This is a genomic window from Acidovorax sp. HDW3, from assembly GCF_011303755.1.
GTDB lineage: Bacteria > Pseudomonadota > Gammaproteobacteria > Burkholderiales > Burkholderiaceae_C > Paenacidovorax.
Genome location: NZ_CP049885.1, coordinates 98,813 through 124,007, shown reverse-complemented (window position 1 = coordinate 124,007; position 25,195 = coordinate 98,813). Strand labels below are relative to the sequence as shown.

26 protein-coding genes are annotated in these 25,195 nt (G+C 60.0%); 23 read left to right on the top strand and 3 right to left on the bottom strand.

All coding sequences use genetic code 11. The features are described 5' to 3' along the window. Window positions 1-8 precede the first annotated feature (8 nt). From purE to G7045_RS00515, 4 genes are read left to right on the top strand one after another with little or no spacing between them, the layout of a single operon-like run. Window positions 9-500 (top strand): 5-(carboxyamino)imidazole ribonucleotide mutase, encoded by a 492-nt coding sequence (purE, locus tag G7045_RS00530; protein WP_166155828.1) that lies wholly within the window; start codon window positions 9-11, stop codon window positions 498-500. After that, entirely contained in the window at window positions 497-1,669 is a 1,173-nt protein-coding gene (locus tag G7045_RS00525; protein ID WP_166155826.1) for a 5-(carboxyamino)imidazole ribonucleotide synthase, read from the top strand. Before purE ends, G7045_RS00525 begins: the two co-directional genes overlap by 4 nt. 16 nt (window positions 1,670-1,685) lie before the next feature. Continuing rightward, window positions 1,686-2,678, top strand: a complete 993-nt coding sequence (locus tag G7045_RS00520; RefSeq protein ID WP_166155823.1) for an L-threonylcarbamoyladenylate synthase — start codon at window positions 1,686-1,688, stop codon at window positions 2,676-2,678. 31 nt (window positions 2,679-2,709) lie between these two features. Beyond that, entirely contained in the window at window positions 2,710-3,669 is a 960-nt protein-coding gene (locus G7045_RS00515; RefSeq protein ID WP_166155820.1) for an SGNH/GDSL hydrolase family protein, read from the top strand. An 83-nt stretch (window positions 3,670-3,752) separates the two neighbouring features. Here G7045_RS00515 and G7045_RS00510 read toward each other — a convergent pair whose 3' ends face one another. The 3 genes from G7045_RS00510 to dacB form a co-directional block, all read right to left on the bottom strand. Next, complete coding sequence (locus G7045_RS00510; RefSeq protein ID WP_166155817.1) at window positions 3,753-4,427, bottom strand: OmpW family protein; 675 nt, start codon at window positions 4,425-4,427, stop codon at window positions 3,753-3,755. Between the two features lie 36 nt (window positions 4,428-4,463). Then, a complete protein-coding gene (locus tag G7045_RS00505) occupies window positions 4,464-5,597 on the bottom strand; it encodes an SGNH/GDSL hydrolase family protein (RefSeq protein WP_166155814.1) in 1,134 nt (377 codons plus the stop codon). A 91-nt stretch (window positions 5,598-5,688) separates the two neighbouring features. Beyond that, window positions 5,689-7,113 carry a D-alanyl-D-alanine carboxypeptidase/D-alanyl-D-alanine-endopeptidase gene (gene dacB / locus G7045_RS00500; RefSeq protein WP_166155811.1) on the bottom strand — a complete coding sequence of 475 codons (1,425 nt, stop codon included), beginning with the start codon at window positions 7,111-7,113 and terminating at the stop codon, window positions 5,689-5,691. A 57-nt stretch (window positions 7,114-7,170) separates the two neighbouring features. Between dacB and tsaB the strand changes: the two genes are divergently transcribed. The 19 genes from tsaB to G7045_RS00405 all read left to right on the top strand — a co-directional run bounded on the left by tsaB (window position 7,171) and on the right by G7045_RS00405 (window position 25,151). Then, on the top strand, window positions 7,171-7,872 hold the full coding sequence (tsaB, locus tag G7045_RS00495) for a tRNA (adenosine(37)-N6)-threonylcarbamoyltransferase complex dimerization subunit type 1 TsaB (protein ID WP_166155808.1): 702 nt from the start codon (window positions 7,171-7,173) through the stop codon (window positions 7,870-7,872). Further along, entirely contained in the window at window positions 7,869-8,351 is a 483-nt protein-coding gene (gene rimI, locus G7045_RS00490) for a ribosomal protein S18-alanine N-acetyltransferase (protein ID WP_166155805.1), read from the top strand. The genes tsaB and rimI overlap by 4 nt, the downstream gene beginning before the upstream one ends. Next, entirely contained in the window at window positions 8,342-9,076 is a 735-nt protein-coding gene (locus G7045_RS00485; protein WP_166155802.1) for a uracil-DNA glycosylase family protein, read from the top strand. The genes rimI and G7045_RS00485 overlap by 10 nt, the downstream gene beginning before the upstream one ends. Before the next feature lie 235 nt (window positions 9,077-9,311). Further along, window positions 9,312-10,298: a magnesium/cobalt transporter CorA gene (gene corA / locus G7045_RS00480; protein ID WP_166155799.1), complete on the top strand. Its 987-nt coding sequence runs from the start codon at window positions 9,312-9,314 to the stop codon at window positions 10,296-10,298. 337 nt (window positions 10,299-10,635) lie between these two features. Beyond that, a complete protein-coding gene (locus tag G7045_RS00475) occupies window positions 10,636-11,589 on the top strand; it encodes a hypothetical protein (RefSeq protein ID WP_166155796.1) in 954 nt (317 codons plus the stop codon). Between the two features lie 37 nt (window positions 11,590-11,626). Then, window positions 11,627-12,925 (top strand): nucleotide sugar dehydrogenase, encoded by a 1,299-nt coding sequence (locus G7045_RS00470; protein ID WP_166155793.1) that lies wholly within the window; start codon window positions 11,627-11,629, stop codon window positions 12,923-12,925. A gap of 20 nt (window positions 12,926-12,945) precedes the next feature. Next, complete coding sequence (locus G7045_RS00465; RefSeq protein ID WP_166155790.1) at window positions 12,946-13,893, top strand: Gfo/Idh/MocA family protein; 948 nt, start codon at window positions 12,946-12,948, stop codon at window positions 13,891-13,893. Beyond that, window positions 13,890-14,468 carry a UDP-2-acetamido-3-amino-2,3-dideoxy-D-glucuronate N-acetyltransferase gene (gene wbpD, locus G7045_RS00460; RefSeq protein WP_166155787.1) on the top strand — a complete coding sequence of 193 codons (579 nt, stop codon included), beginning with the start codon at window positions 13,890-13,892 and terminating at the stop codon, window positions 14,466-14,468. The genes G7045_RS00465 and wbpD overlap by 4 nt, the downstream gene beginning before the upstream one ends. Window positions 14,469-14,507: 39 nt before the next feature. Next, window positions 14,508-14,765: a pantothenate metabolism flavoprotein gene (locus G7045_RS00455; protein WP_166155784.1), complete on the top strand. Its 258-nt coding sequence runs from the start codon at window positions 14,508-14,510 to the stop codon at window positions 14,763-14,765. Continuing rightward, window positions 14,762-15,196 (top strand): type II toxin-antitoxin system VapC family toxin, encoded by a 435-nt coding sequence (locus tag G7045_RS00450; RefSeq protein WP_166155781.1) that lies wholly within the window; start codon window positions 14,762-14,764, stop codon window positions 15,194-15,196. The genes G7045_RS00455 and G7045_RS00450 overlap by 4 nt, the downstream gene beginning before the upstream one ends. A 4-nt stretch (window positions 15,197-15,200) precedes the next feature. Next, a complete protein-coding gene (locus G7045_RS00445) occupies window positions 15,201-16,616 on the top strand; it encodes an RNA-binding domain-containing protein (RefSeq protein ID WP_166155778.1) in 1,416 nt (471 codons plus the stop codon). A gap of 18 nt (window positions 16,617-16,634) precedes the next feature. Further along, window positions 16,635-17,753 carry a DegT/DnrJ/EryC1/StrS aminotransferase family protein gene (locus G7045_RS00440; protein WP_166155775.1) on the top strand — a complete coding sequence of 373 codons (1,119 nt, stop codon included), beginning with the start codon at window positions 16,635-16,637 and terminating at the stop codon, window positions 17,751-17,753. A 205-nt stretch (window positions 17,754-17,958) separates the two neighbouring features. Continuing rightward, window positions 17,959-18,171, top strand: a complete 213-nt coding sequence (locus G7045_RS00435) for a hypothetical protein (protein ID WP_166155772.1) — start codon at window positions 17,959-17,961, stop codon at window positions 18,169-18,171. A 15-nt stretch (window positions 18,172-18,186) separates the two neighbouring features. Continuing rightward, entirely contained in the window at window positions 18,187-18,393 is a 207-nt protein-coding gene (locus tag G7045_RS00430; protein WP_205737219.1) for a DegT/DnrJ/EryC1/StrS family aminotransferase, read from the top strand. Further along, on the top strand, window positions 18,386-19,735 hold the full coding sequence (locus G7045_RS00425; RefSeq protein WP_166155769.1) for a lipopolysaccharide biosynthesis protein: 1,350 nt from the start codon (window positions 18,386-18,388) through the stop codon (window positions 19,733-19,735). The genes G7045_RS00430 and G7045_RS00425 overlap by 8 nt, the downstream gene beginning before the upstream one ends. Window positions 19,736-19,752: 17 nt before the next feature. Further along, window positions 19,753-21,636 carry an asparagine synthase (glutamine-hydrolyzing) gene (gene asnB, locus G7045_RS00420; protein ID WP_166155766.1) on the top strand — a complete coding sequence of 628 codons (1,884 nt, stop codon included), beginning with the start codon at window positions 19,753-19,755 and terminating at the stop codon, window positions 21,634-21,636. A 29-nt stretch (window positions 21,637-21,665) separates the two neighbouring features. Then, complete coding sequence (locus tag G7045_RS00415; protein ID WP_166155763.1) at window positions 21,666-22,790, top strand: D-glucuronyl C5-epimerase family protein; 1,125 nt, start codon at window positions 21,666-21,668, stop codon at window positions 22,788-22,790. Next, window positions 22,715-24,049: a hypothetical protein gene (locus G7045_RS00410; protein WP_166155760.1), complete on the top strand. Its 1,335-nt coding sequence runs from the start codon at window positions 22,715-22,717 to the stop codon at window positions 24,047-24,049. The genes G7045_RS00415 and G7045_RS00410 overlap by 76 nt, the downstream gene beginning before the upstream one ends. Then, a complete protein-coding gene (locus tag G7045_RS00405; RefSeq protein WP_166155757.1) occupies window positions 24,042-25,151 on the top strand; it encodes a glycosyltransferase family 4 protein in 1,110 nt (369 codons plus the stop codon). The genes G7045_RS00410 and G7045_RS00405 overlap by 8 nt, the downstream gene beginning before the upstream one ends. The last annotated feature ends 44 nt before the right edge of the window (window positions 25,152-25,195 follow it).

Sequence of the window (25,195 nt, the reverse complement as noted above, 5' to 3'; positions counted from 1 at the left end):
CACAGCATATGAAACCCCTACAAATCGGCGTCGTCATGGGCTCTTCCAGCGATTGGGAGACCATGCAGCACGCAGTCGAGATTCTGCGGCAATTCGGCATCACCCACGAGGCGCGGGTCGTCTCCGCGCACCGTATGCCCGACGACATGTTTGCCTACGCCGAGAGCGCCGCCGCGCGCGGCCTGCAGGCCATCATCGCCGGCGCGGGCGGCGCGGCCCACTTGCCGGGCATGATCGCCGCCAAAACCACCGTGCCGGTGCTGGGCGTGCCCGTCGCCAGCCGCCACCTGCAGGGGGTCGATTCGCTGCACTCCATCGTGCAGATGCCCAAGGGCGTGCCGGTGGCCACCTTCGCCATTGGCGCGGCGGGTGCGGCCAACGCGGCGCTGTTTGCCGTCGCCCTGCTGGCCAACCACGACCCGGCGCTGCGTGCGCAGCTCGAAGCGTTTCGCGCCCAGCAAACGGCAGCGGCGCGCGCCATGGAGCTGCCCCTGCCATGAGTGCCCACCCCATCACCGCACTGGCGCCGGGCAGCACGCTGGGCGTGCTCGGCGGCGGCCAGCTCGGGCGCATGTTCGTGCACGCGGCCCAGGCCATGGGCTACCGCACGGCAGTGCTCGACGCCGACCCCGAGAGCCCCGCCGGGCTGGTCAGCCACCACCACATCCGCACCGCCTACGACGACCCCGACGGCCTGGCCGAACTGGCGCGCCTGAGCGACGCCATCACCACCGAATTCGAGAACGTGCCCGCCAGCGCCATGGCCGCGCTCGCCGGCCAGCGCCCGGTGGCGCCAGCCGCGCGCTGCGTTGCCGTGGCGCAGGACCGGGCGCAGGAGAAGGCCCACTTCGTCGCCTGCGGCGTGCCCTGCGCACCGCACGCGGTGATTGAAACGACGGCGCACCTGGCTGCCGTCAGCGCCGATTTGCTGCCCGGCATCCTGAAGACCGCGCGCCTGGGCTACGACGGCAAGGGCCAGCGCCGCGTGGCCAACGCCGCCGAGCTGGCCGCCGCCTGGGCCGAACTGGGCGAGCTGCCCTGCGTGCTGGAGAAAATGCTGCCGCTGGCGCTCGAATGCTCGGTGCTGATCGCCCGTGGCCACGACGGCGCCACCGTCTGCCTGCCCGTGCAGCGCAACCTGCACCGCGACGGCATCCTCGCCGTGACCGAGGTTTATGAAGGAAATGTGCCGCCAGCGCTTGCCAGTCAAGCGCAAGCAGCTGCAATTTCGATAGCGAACGAGCTGCAGTACGTGGGCGTGCTGTGCGTGGAGTTTTTTGTGCTGCAAGACGGCCGCCTGGTGGTCAACGAGATCGCCCCGCGCCCGCACAACAGCGGCCACTACAGCCAGGACGCCTGCGACATCTCGCAGTTTGGGCTGCAGGTGCGCACCCTCGCCGGCCTGCCGCTGGTGGCGCCGCGCCTGCACAGCGCCACCGTCATGCTCAATCTGCTGGGCGATTTGTGGTTCACCCAGGGCCGCAGCGCGCAAGAGCCGCCCTGGGCGCAGGTGCTGGCCCTGCCCGGCGCGCACCTGCACCTGTACGGCAAAACCCAGGCCAAGCACGGGCGCAAGATGGGGCACCTGAACGTCACCGCCGCCACGCCCGAGGCGGCGCGCGCCACGGCGCTGCAGGCCGCCGCCCTCTTGGGCATTGCGGCGTTTTGAACATGATGTTTTACGCATGATCCTCGACGGCCAGCAACCCCAGGCGATTGCCACCGCCGCGCAGGCGCTGCAGGCGGGCGCGCTCGTCGGCCTGCCGACCGAAACCGTCTACGGCCTGGCGGCGGACGCCGACAACGACGCCGCCGTGGCGCAGATTTTTGCCACCAAGGGCCGCCCGGCCGACCACCCGCTGATCGTGCACGTGGCCGACGCCAGCGGCATCGCCCACTTTGCCAGCAGCGTGCCGCCCTTTGCGCAGGCGCTGGTCGATGCCTTCTGGCCCGGGCCGCTCACGCTCATCCTGCCGCGCCAGGGCGGGCGCGCCCAGGCGGCCACCGGCGGCCAGGACAGTGTGGGCCTGCGCTGCCCGCAGCACCCGGTGGCGCAGGCGCTGCTGCACGCCTGCCAAGCGCGCGGCGTGCACGGCCTGGCCGCGCCCAGCGCCAACCGTTTTGGCCGCGTCAGCCCCACCAGCGCGGCCCACGTGCAGGACGAATTCGGCGCCGACCTGCTGGTGCTCGACGGCGGCGCCTGCCAGGTGGGCATTGAATCGACCATCATCGACTGCACCCGGGGACAGCCCGTGCTGCTGCGCCCGGGGCAGATCACGCGCGCCCAGGTGGCGGCTGCCTGCGGCCAGCCAGTGCTATCAAAAGACGAGCTACTGACGCAATCCCCGCGCGCCTCTGGCACGTTAGAGGCCCATTACGCACCGAATGCCCGGGTACGCCTGATGGACGCGCGTGCGCTGCAGGCCGGGCTTGATCTGCTCGGCGCCGACGCCGCCCACCTGGCGGTGTACGCGCGCAGCCCGCTGCGCCGCCCCAGCCCGGGCGTGCGGCTGGTGGCCATGCCGGAGCAGGCCGAAGCGGCGGCGCAGCAGCTCTTTGCCCAGCTGCGCGCCCTGGACGACGCCGGCGTGCGCCTGATCTGGATAGAAACCCCGCCCGACGGTGCCGACTGGGAAGGCGTGCGCGACCGCCTGCAGCGCGCCGCAGCGGCGGGCTGATTACACTTGCACCCACTTTTTTGGAGAAATCATGGCTTTTGTTTGGATGCGCCGCAGCCTGCTGGCAGCGGCCTGCGCCTCGGTGGCGCTCTTGGCCGCCTGTGGATCGAGCACGGTCGATTCGGCCATCACCCCCCAGCGCGTGGTGGTTTTTGGTGACGCCGTGGCCGACACCGGACAAAAGGGCAGTGCCTACACCGTCAACGCCACCGACGGCAGCCTGCTGAACTGGACGACGCAATTCGCCAGCAACTGGGGCCTGAGCGCCAAGCCCGTGAGCCAGGGTGGCCTGAACTACGCCCAGGGCAACGCCCGCATCAACGCCACCCCGGACGCGGCCGGCAACGCCAGCACGCCCACCGTGACGGCGCAGATCGACAGCTTCCTGGCCAGCCAGAAGTTCGGCAGCGCCGAGTTCGTGCTGGTGAACGCCGGCACGGCCGACCTGATCGCCGGCATGGCCGCCGTGCAGGCCGGCCAGCTCAGCAGCGCTGACTACCAAGCACAAGCGCGCCAGTGGGGCGAGGCGCTGGCAGCGCAGGTGATCCGCATGGTCAACGCCGGCGCCCAGCACGTGGTCATCTCGGGCGTGTACAACCTGGGCAAGACGCCCTGGGCCACGGCCATCGGCCAAACCGGCGTACTCGAAGCCGCCAGCACGGCATTCAACACCGGCCTGAAAGTGTCCCTCAAAGACCAGGGCAAGCAGGTGCAGTACGTCGATCTGGAGCTGTACGTCAACGCCTACGTCAACGCCCCGGGCAGCTACGGTTTTGACAACGCCACCACGCCGGTGTGCAACTCGGTCGATGCGAACAACGGCATCGGCATCGGCACCTACCAGGTCAACTCCGCCCTGTGCACCCCGAGCACCTTGCTCGCCGGCGCCGACTACAACCGCTACGTGTTTGCCGACGCGGTGTACCTCACCCCCAACGCACAGCGCCAGTTCGGCACCTACGCCGTGAGCATGGTGCGCAACCGCTGGTAAAAAACCGCCCCCAGCAAAAGGCCGGCCCCGCAAAGGGCCGGCCTTTTTTTATCGGCGCTGCACCAGCGTCAGAACATGTGCGCTCAGAAGCGGTAGCCAATGCCGAGCGACAGCACGTCCGGGTTCAGACGCATATCAATGGTCTGCCCAGTCGAGAGGTGGGCCGTGGTCTTGAGAAAGCTCTTGTAGTAGGCCGCATCGAGGAACCAGCGCTCGTGGAAGTTCCAGACAAAGCCCACCTGCGGCGTCAGGCCCCATTGGTTGTCGATGTAAGCCGTGGTCGGGTGGGCGGGCGAGCCGCCGGTCACGCCCGTGAGCGCGGCCGTGCTGCGGTTTTTGAAGAAGCGGCTGTAGGTCACGCCCAGGCCCACATAGGGCCGGAACGCCGCCTGGGCCGCACCAAAGCGGTACTGGGCAAACAGCGTGGCCGGAATGACCTTGGTTTCCCCCAGTTTGCCCACGCCGGCAATGGCACCGTCGCCGTAGAAGGAATGCTTGAACGGCAGGCCCACGGGCAGGTCCAGCGCCCAGTGGTCGGTCACCATGTAGGTGATGCCGCCGGTCAGCGCCGAGGCCGAGCCCACGTCCACCTTGGTGTTGGGAAAGCTCGGCGCCGTCAGGTTGTCGCTGTCGGTGCGTGGGGCGATGTGCGTGACGCCAGCGCGCACGCTGATGGTGCCGGCCACCTGGGCCGAAGCGCCACCGCAGGCAGCGAGCAGGGCCAGCGCAGCGCCAGCGTGCAAGAGTTCGTGTTTCATGGAACGCTTTTCAAGAAAAAACAGGCGCACAAGCGCTTACAGCCAACCCGCTTGCGAGAGCGAGCGCGACACGAGTTGCCCCATCAGCTGGTGGGCATAGGGGGTGGGGTGAAAAGCGTCAGAAAACGCGTAGCTCTGCCACCAGTTGGCCCCCGTTTGACCCGCCGGCGGGTTCGACGACAGATAGCTGGCGGTGCACGCCTGCCAGTCGTAAGTGGGCAGCTTGGTCAGGGGGTCTTGGCCGCTGACCGGGCACACCGGCGTGGTGACGTTGGTGTACGCGTACTGCGCCGGGTGCTCCGACTGGTCTTTGAACGAGGCGTAAAAATCAACCACGGCCACACGTTTGTCGCCTGCCAGGGACTGCACCAGCTGAGCATTGAAGGCGTTGATCCAGCCATCGAACAGCGCCGCCAGCTTGCCCGCCGCCTCTGCGCCCTGGGACTGGGAGATGTTTTTCAGCGTCATCAAAAACAGCGGCGTGCGCGTCACGCCCGGCATATTGAGCACGGCCACGCGCGGCGCACCCTTGGCCAGGGCCTCGTCCTGGATGGCCTTGGCAAACTGCTTGGCCAGCGCCTGCATGTAGACGCCACCCGCCTGGGCCTTACCTTGGGCGCCCTGGGCCCACAGGCCATCGATGGTGGCCGCGTCGAGCACCGTGCCCAGCACCGCCTTGTAACCCGCCTCGGCTCCGATGGAGGCGAGGATGTAGGCCTTGATCAGGTCGGCCGCGTCGTTGCCACCGCCATCGACGAGCAGCAGGTCGCCCGCGCCAAAACCGGCTGCGCCCATGTCTTTGAGCTGCTGCACGATGGAGTAGGGCGAGGTCGAGGCCTCGTAGTAGTTGATGCGGCCACCGCCGACGGCGTAGTTGGTGCAGCTGCTGTCAGTACTAAAAGACTGGCGATCGGGCGAGCGGTAATGCGCGCACAGGCTCTGGCCATAGCTGGCGGCCACGCGGTCGGCCCAGATTTGCGTCGGCCCGCCGTTGTCGCCGGCGTTCTGCACGGTGAATTTAAGGCCAAAGGTGCCGCTGTCGGCCAGACTGTCGCCAGCGACCTTGACCTTGTTGATCGACGCGGCGGGAGTGGTATCGGCACCGCCGCCACCGCAGGCAGCGAGCACCAACGCGGCCGCAGCAGCAGCGGCTTGCAAACGAAATTTCATCGGGGAATCCTGTTCGGAGAGAGAGGGCGAATTTTCGTTTGTAAACAAAGTAATTTCAGGCCGATGTCACCCTGGTAAAAACCCTCGACAACTACCAGCTTTGCTGCGCCCACTCCAGGGCCGCATCAAGCACCGGCCGCGCCGCCGCCGCGTTGGCGTGGTTCACCAGCGCCACCAGCACCCAGCGCTGGCCGTCGGCGCCATCGACGTAGCCGGCCAGCGCCATGACGTCGCGCAGGCTGCCGGTTTTGAGGTGCGCCTGGCCGGCGGCGCGGCTGGTGTTGCGCCGCAGCGTGCCATCAACGCCGACGATGGGCAGCGACGCCACATACTCCGGCATGAAAGGCGCCGCCCAGGCGCGCTGCAACATGCGCCCCAGGGCCTCGGCGCTGATGCGCGCCTCGCGGCTCAGGCCGGCGCCGTTGTCGAGCACCGGCAGCGGCGCCTCGCCCAGGGCCGCGCGCCAGCTGCGCTCGACCACCGCGCGCCCGGCCTCGAAACTGCCGCCCGCGCCCCGCTCCAGCCCCAGGGTCAGCAGCAGCTGCTGCGTCATGACGTTGTTGCTGTACTTGTTGATGTCGCGCAGCACCTCGGCCAGCGGCGGTGAAGCCTGGCTGAACGCCGGCTGCAGGCCCGCCGGCACACGCCCCTCGCGCACCTGGCCCGTGAGCTGCCCGCCCAGGGCCTGCCACATGCCCTGCACGGCGCGGGCGGCAAAGGTCTGCGGCTCAGGCAGCGCCAGGGCCCAGCTGCGCTCGCTGCAACTGGCCGGGTAGCTGCCGGCAAAACGCAGGCGCTGGCCATCGCCCACGTCCAGCTGCAAATGGGCGCGCCAGTCGCCACAGGCCGTGCCCGCCGGCGCCAGGGGCAGGCTGGCGGGCAGCTGCAGCCCGGCCAGCGGCGGCTCGGCGCTCACGCGCACCAGGCCGGCGCGGCTGTCGGGCACGAAGCTGAGCACCAGCGCCTGGTAGTTGACGAGCAGCGCATCGGGCGCCACGTTGTAGGCGCGCTGCGGCTCGCCGTCAAACGCGCCCGGGTCGTGCGCCGGCAGGCTGAAGGCGCTGCGGTCGAGCACGATGTCGCCGGCAATCTGCTGCACGCCCTGCGCCTGCAGGCGGCGCAGCAGCAGCCACAGGCGTTCGAGCACCAGCTTGGGGTCGCCCCGGCCCTGGATATAGACGTTGCCCTGCAGGCGCGTGCCCTCGATGCGCCCGTCGAGGTACACCGGCGTCTGCCAGGTGTAGGCCGGCCCGAGTTGATCGAGCGCCGCCCAGGTGGTGACGAGTTTCATGACCGAGGCCGGGTTCATCGCCTCTTGCGCGCGCCAGGCCAGGCGCGGCGGCGCCTGCGGGTCTGCAGCCGGCGCCAGCCACAGCGCCAGCGCCTGCGGCGCCAGCCTGGCGCGTTCGAGCGCCGCCTGCACCGGCGGCGGCAGCGCTGCCGCGCCCGCCAGGGCCACCCAGAAGAACATACCGGCGCCCAGCGCCGCCCGCACCACAGCTTGCAATAAGGACATGGGCGCCGAGTCTATGCCGGCGCCCGATAATCCCGGCCTTGCCCTGACCTGCCCACCATGAAACTGCTTGCCTTTGACACCAGCACCGACCCGCTCTCCATCGCCGTCCAGCACGGCACGCAGGTCTGGCAGTACAGCGGGCCGGGCGGCGCGCAGTCCTCGGCCCGCCTGATTCCGGCGATTTTGGATTTGCTGCAGCAGGCCGGGCTGACGCTGGAAGCGCTCGACGCCATCGTCTTTGGCCGGGGGCCGGGCTCGTTCACCGGGCTGCGCACCGCCTGCGCCGTGGCCCAGGGGCTGGCCTGGGGCGCGCAGCGCCCGGTGCTGGCCATCGACACCCTGCTCGCCGTGGCCGAAGAAGCCCGCGCCACGCACGGCGCCACCGAGGTGCTGGCGGTGCTCGACGCGCGCATGGACGAGGTCTACCACGCCCCCTACCGCTGGGATGGCGCCCAAGGGCAATGGCAGGCGCTGGCCGAATGCGCCCTGTGCGCGCCCGAGGCGCTGGCGCTGCCCGCCGGCTTTGTCATCGCCGGCAACGCCGCCCCCGCCTACGGAACGCGCCTGCCCAGCGCCCCCCAGGCGCCGCTGGCCGTCCTGCCCAGCGCCCAGGCCCTACTGCGCCTGGCACCGGCGCTGCTCGCCGCTGGCGCGGCCCAGCCCGCCGACCAAGCCCTGCCGCTGTACGTGCGCGACAAGGTGGCGCAAACCACGGCCGAGCGCGCCGCCGCGCGCCAGGCGGCACAGGCCGGCGCATGAGCTTTGCGCCTGCACCCGCACCCACGCTGGCCCTGCGCTGGGAGGCGCTGTCGCTGAACACGCTCGACGCGCTGCTGGAAGTCGAGCAGCAGGCCTACAGCCACCCCTGGTCGCGCGGCAACTTCATCGACGCCCTGGCCAGCGGCTACCACTGCCAGCTGCTGTGGGCCGACAACCACCTGCTGGGCTACACCATCGCCATGCGCGGCGTGCAAGAAGCGCACCTGCTCAACATCACCGTCGCCCCGACGCACCAGGGCCAGGGCTGGGCGCGCGTGCTGCTCGAGCACCTCGCCCTGTGGGCGCGCAGCGAGCAGGCACAATGCCTGTGGCTGGAAGTGCGCACCAGCAACGCGCGCGCCCTGTCCATCTACACCGCCCACGGCTACCAACGCGTCGGCCTGCGCAAACGCTACTACCCCGCCGCCGACGGCGCGCGCGAAGACGCCATCGTCATGCAACTGCCCCTATGGCCCTGAACCTCGACCCCCGCCAGCGCGAAATGCTCAAGGAAATGGGCATCACCCTGTGGCAAGCACCCCAAACCCCTGTGCCTACGCCTGTGGCTGCCGCAGCCGCTACCACCGCTCAGCGGGCCGCACGCCCACCAGCCACCCCGGCTGCCGCCGCACCCGTAGCGCCCCCCGCCGCCGCCACGCGCCCCACCCCGCATGGCGCCGCCCCGGCCCATGCCACCAGCGCTACTGGCGCCAGCACCGCCACCAGCGGCTGGGCCCTGGCCCCCGCCCTGGCCGCCTACCCCCAGGCAGCGGCCCAGCCGGGCCAGCCCCGCTGGCTGGTGCTGGCCGAATGCACACAAGCGCAAGCGCCCCTGACCGACAGCGCCGGCGCCCTGCTCGACCAAATGCTGCGCGCCCTGCGCCTGCAGCACAACCCGCAGGTCTTCATCGCCCCGGTACTGGCAGCGGGCCAGCCCGGCGCCAGCCTGGGCCTGCCCGACGTCCTGCAGCACACCCAGCCCACAGTGGTGCTGGCCCTGGGCCTGCCGGCAGCGCGCCTGGCACTGGGCGGCCAGGCGCCGCTGGGGCGGCTGCGCGCCAGCCCACAAAGCGGCCCCGGGGGCGTGACCGTGGTCGTGAGCTACGCCCCGCAACACCTGCTGCGCGCACCCGCCCACAAAGCCGCCGCCTGGGCCGACCTGTGCCGCGCCCACAGCCTGGCGGGCAGCGTCAACAAAGATTAAAAATGGCCGTTTACGCTTACCAGACAAGCGTGAATAGCTATTAAAACGATAGCAAAACCAGCACCAGCAGCGCCTATGTTGCGGTGCGATAATTTGCCGCTTCTGTCATTGGAGAACCCTCTTGGAACCCTACCCCAGTCGGTAGCTTTCAGTGCCTGGCCTGCAGCGAGGCGCTGAAAGCACCCCCACCTTTCTTTCGCCCCCCGTCGCCCCCACCCCCAAGGAGTGAGCAGCCATGCTCAACATCTTTTCGCTCGCCAATGGCCGCCTGGTACAAGAAGAAATTGAATCGCTGGAAGAATTGGCCCAATTCCAGCCCATTTGGGTCGATTTAGAATCACCCACGCCCGAAGAAAAACGCTGGATCAAACAGCACTATGGCCTGTCGATTCCCGACGATGCCATGGATGAGGACATTGAAGAATCAGCGCGCTTCTACGAAGAAGACAACGGCGAATTGCATATTCGCAGCGATTTTTTGATTGATGACCACGAACACCCGCGCGGCGTGCGTGTGGCGTTTATTCTGAACCTGGTCAACGACGACTTAAAAAGCAAGGGCGTGCTTTTTTCGATCCACGACGAAGACGTGCCCGTATTTCGCCTGCTGCGCCTGCGCGCACGCCGCGCCCCTGGTTTAATTACAGACGCGCGCCAGGTGTTGCTGAAACTTTTCGACGGCGACGCCGAATATTCTGCCGACGCGCTCGAAGGCATTTACGACGAGCTGGAAAAAGCCAGCAAACAAGTGCTCTCAGGCGACGTGACCGACGCTCTGGCCAGCGAGGTGCTGGGCGCCATCGCGCGCCAAGAGGACTTGAACGGTCGCATCCGCCGCAACGTGATGGACACGCGCCGTGCCGTCAGCTTCATGATGCGCAGTAAAATGCTCAACGCCGAGCAGTTTGAAGAAGCGCGCCAGATTTTGCGTGATATTGAATCGCTGGACAGCCATACGGCTTTTCTGTTTGACAAAATCAATTTTTTGATGGACGCCACCGTCGGCTTCATCAATATCAACCAAAACAAGATCATCAAAATCTTCTCCGTGGCCAGCGTGGCCCTGCTGCCCCCCACCCTGATCGCCAGCGTTTACGGCATGAACTTCAAGTTCATGCCAGAACTGGAAATGGAATACGGCTACGCCTACGCCATCGCACTCATGGTGGCCAGCGCCATCGTGCCGATGTTGTACTTTCGCAAGCGGGGGTGGTTGAAGTAGCTCAGGGGTATTACTTAGTTCAGGGGAGGGAAGTGCCGTACACTCAGGCAAAGCAACCGCCGAAAGTTACAAACACTCACGAACCATCTCGCAACGAGACGCACCGCTCCCGCACTATTTGCTGACATTGATCTGACACGCAAATGACTCAGTGCTTGCGTGTATGGGATAGTGCAAAGCGTCATCAACCCCTGGCTGGATACCTCCTTCCGACCTACCCATGACCAATAACAATCAACCCGCCCCAAACGACGACGAAATCTCGCTGGCAGACATCTACGAAACCCTGCGCGCCAGCTGGCAGCCCATCGCCGGGCTCTCGGCGTTGGGCGCAGGCGTGGGCATCGCCCTGGCGCTGGTGCTGCCCAAGACCTACGAAACCTCCGTGTACCTGGAGCCGCCTCTAGTAACCCAATACGGGAGCGTGAACGAAGGACGCACTTCACTCACAGGGCTGAAATGGGTGACGGGTGACGAGCTATACACGCAGTTCTTGGCCCAGCTGAACTCCGATGCAGGCAGGTATGAGTTTTTTGAGAAAACCTATCTGCCATCACTGGACACACAACCCGAAGGTGCACTAGACAAAAACGCTTTGTACGCCGCGCGAATTAAAAAACTCATCGACGTCAAAGAACCCGTCCCTAAAAAAGGGCGGCAGCTGTACAGCGTAACCATTCAGGCCCCCACAGGCGAATTGGCCGTGCAGTGGATGGATGCTTACCTCACCCAGGTGCAAGATGCGGCGCGCGCGCGCTGGGCGGGAGAAGCCCAAAAGGTGATTGATGCCACCATCAAAAACACAGAAAAAGACATCGCAGAAAAACTGGCATTGGCCAAAAAACTGCGCGAAGACCGCGAAATACGCCTGGGCGAAGCCCTGCGCGTGGCCAAATCCGTAGGCCAGCAGACCCCACAGCTGACCGTAGGCCAGTTGCCCAAGCAAGACAGCGTCACCTCCTTTGCCGACGGCTCCGGCCTGTACGCCCGTGGCACCCGATCCCTGGGGGCAGAAATCGACGTGTTGCGCGCCCGGGAGGACGAAACTGCCTTCGTTGACGGCCTGCGCGAGGCCCAGGCCAAACTGGTGGCCTTGCAGGGGCAAAACCTCTCCGCGCCGATAGGCATGTACCGCATCGACGGACAACTGCTGGAGCCGGCCAAACCCATATCTCCCAAAAAATCACTCCTGACCGTACTGGGCTTGTTGCTTGGCTTATTCAGCGGTATTGGCGTCGCATTCGCCAAGAAGGCCTTGGCTCAAAAAAGCGGCCGCACGGGTGCAGCCTGACCCCAGCCCCCTTTTTCCAAATCACCACCTGCCACCCATGCTGAATCTTCAACACGCCACCATCGCCATCATCGGCCTGGGCTATGTCGGCCTGCCCCTGGCCGTAGAGTTTGGCCAGCACCGCCCGGTGCTGGGCTTTGACATCAACCAGGCGCGCATCGCCGAGCTGCAAGGCGGCCAGGATCACACCCTGGAATGCAGCCCCGAGCAGCTGCGCGCCGCGCGCCACCTGCGCTACAGCTGCCAGGCACAAGACCTGCGCGAATGTCAGGTGTTCATCGTCACCGTGCCCACCCCCGTGGGCGAGGCCAACCGGCCCGACCTCACCCCCCTCATCAAGGCCAGCCAAACCGTAGGCGCGGCGCTGAAAAAGGGCGACGTGGTGATTTATGAATCCACCGTCTACCCCGGCGCGACAGAAGAAGTGTGCGTGCCCGAGCTGGAAAAAGCCTCGGGCCTCAAATTCAACCAGGACTTTTTCTGCGGCTACAGCCCCGAGCGCATCAACCCCGGTGACAAGGTCAACACCCTCACCAAAATCAAGAAAATCACCAGCGGCAGCACCCCCGAGGTGGCCGACGCGGTGGACGCGCTCTACAACCAAATCATCACCGCCGGCACGCACAAAGCCAGCAGCCTGAAAGTGGCCGAAGCCGCCAAGGTGATTGAAAACACCCAGCGCGACCTGAACATCGCCCTGGTGAATGAACTCTCGGTGATCTTTGCCCGCCTGGGCATTGATACGCTAGACGTGCTCGAAGCCGCTGGCAGCAAATGGAATTTCCTCCCATTTCGCCCCGGCATGGTGGGTGGTCACTGCATTGGCGTCGATCCGTACTACCTCACGCACAAAGCCGAGCAAGTCGGCTACCACCCGCAGGTCATCCTGGCCGGGCGGCGCATCAACGACAACATGGCCCGCTACGTGGCGCGCAACACCATCAAGCGCATGCTGCAAAACGGCCTGGACGTACCGCGCTGCCGCGTGGGGGTGATGGGCATTACTTTCAAAGAAAACTGCCCCGACATCCGTAACAGCAAAGTTGCCGATATGGTGCGTGAATTTGAGGCCTGGGGTGCCCAAGTCGTCGTGGCCGACGCCTGGGCCGATGCCACCGAAGTGCAGCACGAATACGGCATCACCCTGGGGCAGATTACCCCCGAGCAACCCGTCGATGCCCTGGTGGTGGCTGTGGGTCATAACGAATACCGCAACTTAACGCCCGGGCAGCTCAAGGCCTTGACATGCAGCGCCCAGCCCGTGCTGGCCGACGTGAAAAGCCTGTACGACCGCCATGCCCTGGCCGCCCAGGGCTTTGACGTCTTCCGCCTGTGAACCATTCCCCTTCCCGCACCATGAAGAAATTTGCACTCATCGGCGCTGCCGGCTATATCGCCCCGCGCCATCTCAAGGCCATCAAAGACACTGGAAACAACCTGGTTGTAGCCATGGACGTCAACGACTCCGTCGGCATCATGGACAGCCACTTTCCCGATGCCGAGTTCTTCACCGAATTCGAAGCCTTCTCCGCCTATGTGGAGGATTTGAAGCAGCAGGGCCAAAAGCTGGATTACATCGCCATCTGCTCGCCCAACTACCTGCACCTGCCGCACATGAAGTTTGCGCTGCAAAACGGCATCGACGTCATCTGCGAAAAACCCTTGGTGCTGCGCACCGCAGACCTGGACGTACTGCAGCGCTACGAGGCCGCTTACGGCGCGCGCGTCAACTCCATCCTGCAGCTGCGCCTGCACCCCAGCATCATCGCCCTGCGCGACAAGGTGCAAAGCGCCCCGGCAGACAAGGTGTTTGACGTAGACCTGACCTACCTCACCTCGCGCGGCAAGTGGTACCTCAAATCCTGGAAGGGCTTTGACGAAAAATCCGGTGGCGTGGCCACCAACATCGGTGTGCACTTCTACGACATGCTGCACTTCATCTTTGGCCGCGTGCTCAAAAACGAAGTGCACCACCGCGACGACAAAACCGCCGCCGGCTACCTGGAATATGAACGTGCCCGCGTGCGCTGGTTTCTCTCCATCGACGCCAACCACCTGCCTGCCAATGCGGTCAAGGGCGAAAAACTTACCTACCGCAGCATCACCATCGAGGGCGAAGAGCTGGAGTTTTCCGGTGGCTTCACCGACCTGCACACCCAAAGCTACCAGCGCGTGCTGGAGGGCAAGGGCTACGGCACCGAAGAAAACCGCGCCGCCATCGCCACGGTGGAAGTCATTCGTACCGCGCCCATCACCACGCAGCCCCAGCGTGCCCACCCCCTGCTGAACAGGGTACGCGCATGACCGCGCCCAGCATCCACCCCAGCGCCATCGTCGATGACGGCGCGCAGATCGGCGAAGGCAGCCGCGTCTGGCACTTCGTGCACGTCTGCGGCGGCGCCCGCATTGGCAAGGGCGTGTCCCTGGGGCAAAACGTGTTCGTGGGCAACAAGGTCGTCATTGGCGACCACTGCAAGGTGCAAAACAACGTCAGCGTGTACGACAACGTCACGCTGGAAGAAGGCGTGTTCTGCGGCCCCAGCATGGTGTTCACCAATGTGTACAACCCGCGCTCGCTGATCGAGCGCAAAAGCGAATACCGCAACACCCTGGTCAAAAAGGGCGCCACGCTGGGCGCCAACTGCACCGTCGTCTGCGGCGTAACGATTGGCCAATACGCCTTCATCGGTGCCGGTGCCGTGGTCAATAAAGACGTTCCAGCCTACGCCCTCATGGTGGGCGTTCCGGCGCGGCAGATTGGCTGGATGAGCGAGTTTGGCGAACAACTCGACTTGCCCTTGACCGGCAATGCCCAAACCGTGTGCCCCGCCACCGGGCAGCGCTACACCCTGCAGGACGGTTGCGTACGAGCCGGTTGATTACAATGAAATCATTGCAATCAATTGAGGGCCAATGACATGACCAGCATCACCATTCGCAACCTGGAGCCGGGCCTGAAAGCCAGCCTGCGCCTGCGTGCCGCACGCCATGGCGTGTCGATGGAGCAGGAAGTGCGCAACATCCTGCAAAACGCTTTGGCTGCAGACAGTGCTGCACTCAATGGCAGTGAATTTGCACAACGCATCCGCCAACGCTTTCAGGGCTTGGAGGCTGACCAACTTACGCTGCCCGAGCGCCCCCCTGCACGGGCTTTACCGGATTTGGCACAGCCATGAGCAAAGGTTTTCTTCTGAATACCAACGTTCTGTCTGAACTCATGCGGCCCCAGCCGGCCACGCAGGTATTAGGCTGGTTTGCCCTGCAAACCTCTACCCAGCTATACACCAGCTCGATAACCCATGCAGAGATTTTGGCGGGTATTGCTCTCTTGCCTCCAGGCAAGCGCCGCAATGCCTTGGCAGAAGCTGCCAGCCAAATTTTTGAAGAAGATTTTCTGGGGCGCTGCTTCGACTTTAGTGGGTCAGCCATTGCCCACTATGCCCAGGTACGCGCCCAACGTCAGCTTGCCGGCAAACCCATAGACACCGCAGACGCCCAAATTGCCGCTATTGCCCTCACAACAAATTTAACACTCGTCACCCGCAACACCAAGGATTTTGAAGGTATTGATAACCTGGAAATCATCAACCCCTGGCAACCGCATTAAAACCATGGGCCCCGTCGATTTTAAAAATCTATGCCAGCAAGGCGAAAGCGACCAGCTTGAATTCAAAACTTCTTTTCAGAAAGAAGTGATTGAAGCACTGGTAGCCTTTGCCAACACCCGGGGCGGGACTGTGTGGGTGGGCATCACCGACAAAGGTGTGTTGCAGGGCGTGACACTGGGCAAGGAAACCCTCAACGAATGGCTGGGCCAGATCAAATCAGCCACCAGCCCTGCGCTGATTCCGGAGCTGACAGCCCACACCATCGACGGCAAAACCGTGGTTGCCATTGAAGTCGCGGAATTTCCGGTCAAACCCGTCAATACCCGTGGGCGTTATTACAAGCGCATTGCCAGCGCCAACCACGCGCTGGCGCTGAATGAAATCTCCGATCTGTATTTGCAGACCCTGCAAATCTCCTGGGATGCCCACCCCGCCCCCCAGTACAGCATGGCAGACCTATCGCCCACCAAGATAGAAAACTTCATCCAGCGCATAAACGCCAGTGGGCGGTTTGCGCTGGAGGCAGGTACGCCACTGGCAGCACTGCAAAAACTCAACTACGTCACCAAAACCGTCCAGCCCACCTGGGCAGCCATGCTGCTGTTTGCCAGTGAGCCCTTGCGCCACCATGTTCACATCGGACGCTTCAAAACGCCGAGCATGATCATCGACGACCGGCAATTCACCGACACCTTGCCTGAAGTGGTTGAACAGGCGATGGCCTTCATCATTTCCCACATCAGCGTCGCGTTTGAATTTGATGGCAGCATTGAGCGCAAGGAACGCTTTGCCTATCCTTTGCCCGCTTTACGCGAAGCATTGCTCAATGCTGTGGTGCATCGCAGCTATACCGATCCAAGCGACATCCAAATCAAAATTTTTGACGACCGCATCACCATTTTTAGCCCCGGTACTTTTTATGGCGGCATCAGCCTGGCTGATATTCAGGCTGACAACTACCGTTCCAGCCTGCGCAACAAATTGGTTGCCGAAGGTTTTTACCTGACCCGTGCCATTGAAAAATACGGCAGCGGCTTCATCCGCATACGCCGAGCCTTACAGGACTATCCTGAAATTACTTTCTCCATTGAGGAGTTTGCTGGTGGCGTAATGGCCAGTTTTATCCAGTCACAGCCAGAGTCACAGCCAGAGTCACAGCCAGAGTCACAGCCAGAGTCACAGCCAGAGTCACAGCTTCCGCTGGAAGTCCGCGTCCTGCAGGCCTTGGCCAAGGCCCCCATGGGCAAGCGTGAAATCTCTGAAGCACTGGGGCAAAAAGAAATATCCGGTCAGCTCAACAAAATCATAAGAGCATTACTCGCCACGGCCAAAATTGAGCTCACCCTGCCCCATAAACCCACCAGCCGTCTACAGCAATACCGCCTGACCGAATTGGGCCGCAAGGCAATGCCCAAATAAAACACCCTGTTGAAAGCTATGGACTTCATCGACCTTAAAACCCAATACCAGCACCTGAAGGCGCAAATTGACGCCAACATCCAAAAAGTGCTGGATCACGGCCAATACATCCTCGGCCCTGAAGTGGCTGAGCTGGAAGAAAAACTCGCCGCCTACACGGGCGCCAAACACTGCATCACCGTAGCCAACGGCACCGATGCGCTGCAAATCGCCCAAATGGCGCTGGGCATAGGCCCGGGCGACGAGGTCATCACCCCCGGCTTTACCTACATCGCCACCGCCGAGACCGTGGCCCTGCTGGGCGCCAAGCCCGTGTATGTGGACGTAGACCCGCGCACCTGCAACCTCGACCCCGCCCTGCTCGAAGCAGCCATTACCCCGCGTACCAAAGCCATCATCCCGGTGAGCCTCTACGGCCAGTGCGCCGACTACGACGCCATCAACACCATCGCCGCCCGGCACGGCATCCCGGTGATTGAAGACGCCGCGCAAAGCTTTGGCGCCAGCTATCGTGGCCGTAAAAGCTGCAACCTCACAACCATAGCCTGCACCAGCTTTTTCCCTAGCAAGCCGCTGGGCTGCTACGGCGATGGCGGCGCCATCTTCACCAACGACGACGAGCTAGCCAAAGTCATGCGCCAAATCGCCCGCCACGGGCAAGACCGCCGCTACCACCATATCCGCGTAGGCGTGAACAGCCGCCTGGACACCCTGCAAGCCGCCATCCTGCTGCCCAAGCTGGCCGTGCTGGATGAAGAAATCGCCCAACGCCAGCAAGTCGCCGCCCGTTACGCGGCGCTCTTCACTCCCCTCTCCCCTCGCGGGAGAGGGGCTGGGGGAGAGGGGGAAATCACCTTGCCCCACATCGAACCCCACAACACCAGCGCCTGGGCCCAATACACCCTACAGGTGCCCCACCGTGAACAGGCGCAAAAGCACCTTAAGGCCGCAGGCATCCCCACCGCCGTGCACTACCCCATCCCGCTGAACAAGCAGCCCGCCGTGGCCGACGCCGCCGCCCAACTACCCGTGGGCGACGCCATCGCCCAGCGCGTGGTCAGCCTGCCCATGCACCCGTATCTGGCCGAAGCCGACCAACGGCGCATCGTGGCTGCGCTGATGGACGCGATAGCGTAATTACCGCCCGCCCATGAAAACCCTTTATCTCGACATGTGCTGCTTCAATCGTCCGTATGACGACCAAACGCAGACCCGCATACGGCTGGAGACGCAAGCGATTTGTTTGTGACCACTGACGACCGTTTACTCAAAAATCTGCGACGGCACGCGATACAAAACGCCTATTTGCCAACCGAAGCACTCGCGATACTGGAGAACTGGTATGAAAACTGAGGCGGAAATTCGTACAACCGGCATGCAGGCATTGATTGCCGCATTGGGCCTGGTAGAGGCAGAGCGATTCATTGCAGCCCTGTCGCGCGATAAATTTGACTACACGCAATCGCGCAGAACCGACTTGCCAGATGCAGAACTGGATACCTTGGCAGAACAAGCCAACCAAACCATGCGCCAATGGCAGCGGCAAGCCTCGTAAAAGCAAACCCAAGGCATCCCCACCGCCGTGCACTACCCCATCCCCCTGAACAAACAGCCTGCCGTGACTGACGCCGCCGCCCAATTGCCTGTGAGAGATGCTATTGCCCAGCATGTGGTCAGCCTGCCCATGCACCCGTATCTGGACACCGACGCGCAAAGTCGTGTGACTCAAGTTGTCGTTCAGATTTTGGCATCAACTACAGCAACGACGCTTGCCTGACCTGCGTCAGCAGCTATCAAAATTGATGTTGCCCGTGCATATAAAGACCCTGATCAACCGTGCCTTGCCACCGCACTCCTTCGTCCGCAAGGTCGGCACGCTGGCGGGAGGCACGGCTGCTTCGCAGGCTATCGGCATCTGCGCCATGCCGATCGTGACCCGGATCTATTCACCCGCGCAGATCGGTATCGTTTCGCTCTTTCTTGCCTTCTTCGGCTACTGGGCCTCCACGCTGTCGCTACGCTACGAGTACGCCCTGCTCATTGCGCAGGATGATGCCGAATCGCATCTTGTGCACCGCGTCGCTGTCATCGTGGTGGTCGTAATGGCCTTGCTGGGCATGCCGCTCCTGTGGCTGCTGCAATCGAGCAACCTTTTCGAATTCGGTCTGCTGCCACCTTGGGCCCCCCTGATTGCCGGCCCCATCTTTCTGGGTTTCGGCCTGTTCATGGTGTCACGCTCGTGGGCGCTACGCGCGGGCTTGGTCCGGCAGGTCACCCAGGCGGCGATCGCTCGGGCGGCTGCCAACGCCACCGCCCGCATCGGGTTGGGCCTGGCTGGTGGCGGGGTGGTGGCCTTGCTCGTAGCCGAATTGGCGGGCGCCTGCGTGTCCATGGCCAGGCTGGCGACCGCCACTCGGCGCCATTTTGCTGCCAGCCGGCCCGCACAATTCTCGCGCCACGACCTGCGGGCCGTAGCGCGCAAGTATTCCAAGTTCCCCTTGTTAGAGACACCGTCCTCATGGATTGACTCCCTGGCTTTTACGCTGCCACTGCCTATGGTCGCCAGCTTGTACGGCGCCGAGGCCGCCGGTTGGTTTGGCCTGGCACGTCTGTTGGTCAGCGTGCCCAACTCCCAGATTGGTAGTGCCGTGGCTGATGTGTTTCAGATGGAGCTGGCCAAAGCAGTGCTTGACCGCGACGGCCGCCGTGCACACCACATCTTCTACGCACTGATCAAGAAAATGGCGCTGATCGGTTTGGCCCCTCTGCTGGTCGTGATCGTGCTCGCGCCGTGGCTTATGCCTTGGGTGTTTGGCAACCAGTGGGCCGCAGCTGGTAGCGCCGCAGCCGCTATTGCGCCATGGCTCTATGCCGCCCTTATCGTCAGCCCGCTGAGTCGTGCTTTGTCAGTTTTACAGGCGCAGGAGTTCAAACTGATTTACGACGTTTCGGCCCTGATGCTCCTGGTCGCCGCCTATTTTTTCGCGCAAGCCGCCGACTTCAGCTTCATCGAGTTTTTGTTGGCCATCAGTCTGGCCAATGTGATCGGTTATGGCATCTACGCCGTCGTGCTGATGAAGTTGATTGACCGGCGCGTTGGTTGTGGCGCACCTGATTGAATTGAAAAGGAAAAAAGATGTGTGGTATTGCCGGAGGCTGGTGGACAAACCCTGACCAAGCCGCCACCAGATTGCGCAGCGCGCTACAAAACATAAAGCACCGTGGCCCAGACGACAGCGGCCACCAGCTCTACCCCGTCGGCAATGCCGTGGTAGCGCTAGGCCATGCCCGCCTGTCCATCATTGACCTGAGCGCCGCCGGCCACCAGCCCATGCACTCGCCCGATGGGCGCTGGGCCATCATCTTCAACGGCGAGATTTACAACTACCGCGAGCTGCGTACCGAGCTGCAGGCGCACGGCCACCGCTTCAGCTCAGACTCTGACACCGAGGTACTGCTGGCCGCCTGGGCGCAATGGGGCAGCGCCTGCCTGCCGCGCCTGGCCGGCATGTTTGCCTTTGTGGTGCTGGACAAAGCACAGGCCACCCTGACCTGCGTGCGCGACGCCTTTGGCATCAAGCCCTTCTTTTATTCCGCAGGCCACGATGGCGGGCGCGGCTTTGCCTTTGCGTCCGAGCTGCCCGCACTTTTGCCCCTGCTGCCCGGCAAACCGCAGCTCAATTGGCAGCGCGCCTACGACTACCTGGTGCATGGTGACTACGACAGCACGCCCGACACCTTTTACGCTGGCGTGCACCACCTGTCCCCCGGCCACTGGCTGCAAGTGAACGCCGCTACCGGCCAAGCTACTGCTCCGCAGCGCTGGTGGGTGCCACAAATTCAAGAACGCCCCGGCTGGCGCTTTGACGACGCTGTGGAGCAAGTGCGCGAGCAGTTTTTGCAAAACATCCGCCTGCACCTGCGCAGCGATGTACCGCTGGGCGCTGCCCTTTCGGGCGGTATCGATTCCTCCGCCGTGGTCTGTGCCATGCGCCATGTGGAGCCCGACTTGCCCATACACACCTTCAGCTTCATTGCCGAAGGCAGCGATGTGAATGAGGAGCACTGGGTCGATTGCGTCAATAGTCATGTGGGCGCCATTGCGCACAAGGTCACCGCCACCGGGCAAGACCTGGCGCGTGATTTAAGCGACATGATCCGCGCCCAGGGCGAGCCCTTTGGCAGCACCAGTATCTACGCGCAATACCGCGTGTTTCAACTGGCCAAAGAAAGCGGCATCACCGTTACGCTGGACGGGCAGGGGGCGGATGAAATGTTGGCGGGGTATAGCGGATATCCAGGGCAGCGCCTGCGCAGCTTGCTGGAGACGGGGCAAATGTCAGCTGCCTGGCAATTCTGGAATGAATGGGCCAAATGGCCAGGACGTAGCCGCATGTTGGCTGCCAAGTACTTGGTTGCAGAGTTGACCGATGGTGGTTTGTACGAGGCGCTACGCAAATTAGATGGCAAACCATCCACTCCGCACTGGATTAACCCTGGCCCACTACTAGAGCAAGGCGTGCACCTCAGTAAATCACGCATTCGCCCAGAGTTCCAGACCAAAGGCCGCAGAGTGATGGATGAACTGGCACTTTCTTTATCCCGCAGGGGGCTTTCTCATTTATTACGTCATGGCGATCGCAATTCGATGCGCTTTAGCATTGAAAGCCGTGTCCCATTTTTGACTTTGGGCATGGTGAACTTAATGCTCTCTATGCCCGAGAATTTTTTAATATCAAAAACTGGCGAAACAAAGCATATCTTCCGAGCTGCCATGCGGGGCATTGCTCCTGATGATGTATTGAACCGTAAAGACAAAATTGGTTTTGCAACACCTGAAAAAGACTGGTTGTTGGGAGTGGCTCCTACGCTGCGCCAATGGTTGCAAGAGGATTTGCGCTTACCATTCTTAGACCAAATTAAAATTCTGCAAGAGTTTGATGTAATAGTGGCTGGCAAAAAAGAATTTTCTTGGCAGGTGTGGCGGTGGGTTAATTTTGCAAAATGGATGCATCTGTAAGATAAATGAATGCTTGTGCAAATCAAATCATGAAATTCAAGAAAATTAAAATACTTGTTCTTTTGTTTGCATCACTAATAATTTCATTATTATTCAATAAATTCGCAGGAGAAATCAATGATTTCAATGTTGCAATCAGAACATTTGCAACAACAGGAAAAATAGATGCCAGAATTTTTGATGAAAATGGGTTCAATAAATCATTTTCGCCAAAAATCGGTGAATTTGTATCGCCATTTTATGTCATGCACTATGGAATCGTATATTCATCACAAATAAATTTCGAAAGTCAGTCGTTCCACTGGAGGCTCGATCCATCCTTGCTGTATTGGAACATTCCACCCAATAATGATAAAAAAATGTCAGAAAAATTCTTTAAAAATATGGCTGATTGGGCGGTGCAAAATATTGAATATAAGAATGGAGGGTGGCATTATCTATATAAATTTGATTGGCCGTATGCGGGGTATGAAGACGGGAAGTTAATTGCTCCGTGGTGGTCGGGTTTAACTGATGGTTATGCTCTTATATTATTATTAAGGGCGTATGATGTTTTTAAGGATGAGAGATATATTTCCGTTGCTCATAAAATATACAAAACAATCAATAAAGACATAAATAGCGGAGGAAGTATTGTTCAACTAAATGGATTACCATGGATTGAGGAATATGTAGATCCCTCAAAAAATAATGGAATGGCTTTTGTTTTGAATGGGATGATCTATGCGTATAAGGGAATAAAAGCATACGAAGATAAATTTGGTATAGATAATGGCTTTTCGGAAAAATATTACGGATCAATTTTGAAGAATTTAAAATTTTACGACGATAATGGCTGGTCATATTACGATATGATTGGGGGCAAGGCAAATATTAAATATCATAAAATTGCCTATGCATTAATTTCTGATCTAGATAATATCAAGCCAAATTCATACATTGAGGGAAATAACAAATATCAAGTCGATTCGATAAAAAAATCTTGGAAATTGGGGTTCGATAATCCTGGTTTATTTTTCTTTTTAAAGGGGCCGGTTACCGCAGGATATTGGCATCTGCTTTTATCTTATATCGCCACATGGGTATTGACATTGATGTTAACGAATTATACGGTAAATGTGTGCGGATCCTTGCGTCTTCGAACCAAGTTATGAGCCATTTACCAAGACTTTATATTCTATTTTTGCTTACCCTGGTGGTCATTGGGGTGAATTTATATTTTTATGAAATTTGCGATTTTTTCTCAATGGTAGAGGGCTATCAATGCCCTAATAAAAATCAAGCTATATCCGACACTGCGATCACTCTTGTTTATTGTTTGATCCCAGGTTTTTTTATCCGTTACAAAATATTTAGACCTTCAGATTTGTTAATTTTGCTGGTCTATTTGATGCATTATTTAGGGATTATCATCACATATCCCAACTTAAATATTGCGCAATTTGATTGGTGGCGCCCGATTGTTTGCCTATCGTTTACTTTAGTTATTATAGTAAATAATATAAAATTTTCTTATTTAAATATTAGATTTAAGCCGGTCAAAAAATTATCTATAGGTTTAAGTTTTTTTATTTTATTTATATTTTATTTTGGATGTGTCTTATTAATATTTCGAGAAAATGGGCTTAATTTATCGCCTCCTAATATTACGGATGTTTATGGCGTGAGAGAGGCTTTTGTGAACAACTCTTCTCTATTAGGAGGATATGTCTCAGTTATTTCTGGATATGTTTTGTCTCCTTTTATGATGGTATTGGCGCTGCTCTTCTGGAATCGAGATAAGGTAGGGAAGGCTGCAATGGTGTTTATCGCGTCTATATTTTTGTCTTTTGTTATTTATTCGGCAACCGGATTTAAGAGTGTAGCTTTTTCGAGTTTCACCGTTATTTTATTTTATATATTTCTAAAAACAAAAGATTTTTATGCAATAAAAATACTCTCATTACTCGCTATAACCATTTATACTTTTTATCTTGCCTTGCCGTTTTCATTAATTAATATCGTTGCATTGCATTGGATTCGACGTGTATTTATAGTTCCCGGAATGAATGTAAATTATTTTTTTGATTATTTTGTGAATAATAATTCCGAAGGCTGGTCTAATGCGCCTTTCATAGTTTCTGAAATATATTATGGAACAAGCGGGTCCGCTAATGCTGGGTTGATTGGCGATGGTCTGGCGCGCGCCGGTTGGTTGGGGTTGGTGTTTAATATGTTTCTATTCTTTCTAACATTAAAATTCGTCGATATTTTTAAAACCGAAAAAAACAAATATCTCTATGGAGCCATGATCAGTACAGTAGGCTATGCTCTGTCGAATAGTTCTATAACCACCATTTTTCTAACGTACGGTCTGTTTTTTATTATTATTTTGTTTATTGTTTTCGATAGATTTTTGGAAAAATATGCATAATAAAATTACCCACCTCACCTCCGCCCACCCCCGCTATGACACGCGCATCTTCCTCAAAGAATGCACCTCGCTGGCCGCTCACGGCTACCAAGTCAGCTTGGTGGTAGCCGATGGCAAAGGCGATGAGCAAAAGAACAATTTCGCTATTTATGATGCAGGCGCATCGCGTGGCCGCCTGGACCGTATGCGCCACGCACCGGGGCGGGTGTTGGCCAAGGCACTGGCCTTGGATGCCGATATTTATCATCTGCATGACCCTGAGCTGATTCCCATCGGCCTGCAATTAAAGAAGCGCGGCAAGAAGGTGATTTTTGACGCGCATGAGGATGTGCCCAAGCAGTTGTTAGGCAAGCCTTACTTGAATAAGCCGGCCAAGCATGTACTGTCGCATGTGTTTGCCGTGTATGAGCGCTGGGCCTGCCGCAAGCTGGATGCGGTGATTGCAGCCACCCCCTTTATCCGCGACAAGTTTGCCGCTATGGGCATTCGCACTGTGGATATCAACAACTTTCCCCTGCTGGGCGAACTCTCCAGCGGCGCTGTGAACTGGCAACACAAGCAAAACCAGGTGTGCTACGTGGGCGGCATTGGCCGCATTCGTGGCATTTTGGAGGTGGTGCAGGCCATGGGGCGAGTGCAAAGCGGGGCGCGTTTGCAGTTGGTTGGGCAGTTTGGTGAGCCAGCGGTAGAAGCGCAAGCGCATGCCGATGCGGGTTGGCAGCAAGTGGATGCACTGGGTTTTCTGGGGCGCAAAGAAGTGGCGCAGGTGCTGGCACGTTCTGTCGGTGGTTTGGTAACTTTTCTACCCGCACCCAATCACATTGATGCTCAGCCGAACAAGATGTTTGAGTACATGAGTGCCGGCGTGCCTGTCATTGCTTCCAACTTCCCGCTGTGGCGCGAGATTGTGGAGGGTAATGCATGCGGCATTTGTGTCGATCCGCTGAACCCTCAGGCGATTGCTGAGGCGATTGATTACCTGGTCATCCACCCACAGGAAGCCGAGCGCATGGGCCGTAACGGCCAGCGTGCGGTGGCTGAAAAATACAATTGGGGCATTGAAGAGCAAAAGTTGCTGGGGTTTTATGCAGCTTTGCGATGAATGCATAAATATCAGTCAAAAAACTTCTAAACCCTTACCCAGAA

What these genes read in the sequence shown, in the direction of transcription:
- G7045_RS00470 (WP_166155793.1), top strand. Translation starts at nt 11,627, where the DNA reads ATGCTGAATCTTCAACACGCCACCATCGCCATCATCGGCCTGGGCTAT.
- G7045_RS00505 (WP_166155814.1), bottom strand. Translation starts at nt 5,597, where the DNA reads ATGAAATTTCGTTTGCAAGCCGCTGCTGCTGCGGCCGCGTTGGTGCTC.
- G7045_RS00465 (WP_166155790.1), top strand. Translation starts at nt 12,946, where the DNA reads ATGAAGAAATTTGCACTCATCGGCGCTGCCGGCTATATCGCCCCGCGC.
- corA (WP_166155799.1), top strand. Translation starts at nt 9,312, where the DNA reads ATGCTCAACATCTTTTCGCTCGCCAATGGCCGCCTGGTACAAGAAGAA.
- G7045_RS00485 (WP_166155802.1), top strand. Translation starts at nt 8,342, where the DNA reads ATGGCCCTGAACCTCGACCCCCGCCAGCGCGAAATGCTCAAGGAAATG.
- G7045_RS00415 (WP_166155763.1), top strand. Translation starts at nt 21,666, where the DNA reads ATGAAATTCAAGAAAATTAAAATACTTGTTCTTTTGTTTGCATCACTA.
- G7045_RS00510 (WP_166155817.1), bottom strand. Translation starts at nt 4,427, where the DNA reads ATGAAACACGAACTCTTGCACGCTGGCGCTGCGCTGGCCCTGCTCGCT.
- G7045_RS00445 (WP_166155778.1), top strand. Translation starts at nt 15,201, where the DNA reads ATGGGCCCCGTCGATTTTAAAAATCTATGCCAGCAAGGCGAAAGCGAC.
- tsaB (WP_166155808.1), top strand. Translation starts at nt 7,171, where the DNA reads ATGAAACTGCTTGCCTTTGACACCAGCACCGACCCGCTCTCCATCGCC.
- wbpD (WP_166155787.1), top strand. Translation starts at nt 13,890, where the DNA reads ATGACCGCGCCCAGCATCCACCCCAGCGCCATCGTCGATGACGGCGCG.
- G7045_RS00455 (WP_166155784.1), top strand. Translation starts at nt 14,508, where the DNA reads ATGACCAGCATCACCATTCGCAACCTGGAGCCGGGCCTGAAAGCCAGC.
- G7045_RS00410 (WP_166155760.1), top strand. Translation starts at nt 22,715, where the DNA reads ATGGGTATTGACATTGATGTTAACGAATTATACGGTAAATGTGTGCGG.
- G7045_RS00515 (WP_166155820.1), top strand. Translation starts at nt 2,710, where the DNA reads ATGGCTTTTGTTTGGATGCGCCGCAGCCTGCTGGCAGCGGCCTGCGCC.
- dacB (WP_166155811.1), bottom strand. Translation starts at nt 7,113, where the DNA reads ATGTCCTTATTGCAAGCTGTGGTGCGGGCGGCGCTGGGCGCCGGTATG.
- purE (WP_166155828.1), top strand. Translation starts at nt 9, where the DNA reads ATGAAACCCCTACAAATCGGCGTCGTCATGGGCTCTTCCAGCGATTGG.
- rimI (WP_166155805.1), top strand. Translation starts at nt 7,869, where the DNA reads ATGAGCTTTGCGCCTGCACCCGCACCCACGCTGGCCCTGCGCTGGGAG.
- asnB (WP_166155766.1), top strand. Translation starts at nt 19,753, where the DNA reads ATGTGTGGTATTGCCGGAGGCTGGTGGACAAACCCTGACCAAGCCGCC.
- G7045_RS00525 (WP_166155826.1), top strand. Translation starts at nt 497, where the DNA reads ATGAGTGCCCACCCCATCACCGCACTGGCGCCGGGCAGCACGCTGGGC.
- G7045_RS00440 (WP_166155775.1), top strand. Translation starts at nt 16,635, where the DNA reads ATGGACTTCATCGACCTTAAAACCCAATACCAGCACCTGAAGGCGCAA.
- G7045_RS00450 (WP_166155781.1), top strand. Translation starts at nt 14,762, where the DNA reads ATGAGCAAAGGTTTTCTTCTGAATACCAACGTTCTGTCTGAACTCATG.
- G7045_RS00435 (WP_166155772.1), top strand. Translation starts at nt 17,959, where the DNA reads ATGAAAACTGAGGCGGAAATTCGTACAACCGGCATGCAGGCATTGATT.
- G7045_RS00405 (WP_166155757.1), top strand. Translation starts at nt 24,042, where the DNA reads ATGCATAATAAAATTACCCACCTCACCTCCGCCCACCCCCGCTATGAC.
- G7045_RS00520 (WP_166155823.1), top strand. Translation starts at nt 1,686, where the DNA reads ATGATCCTCGACGGCCAGCAACCCCAGGCGATTGCCACCGCCGCGCAG.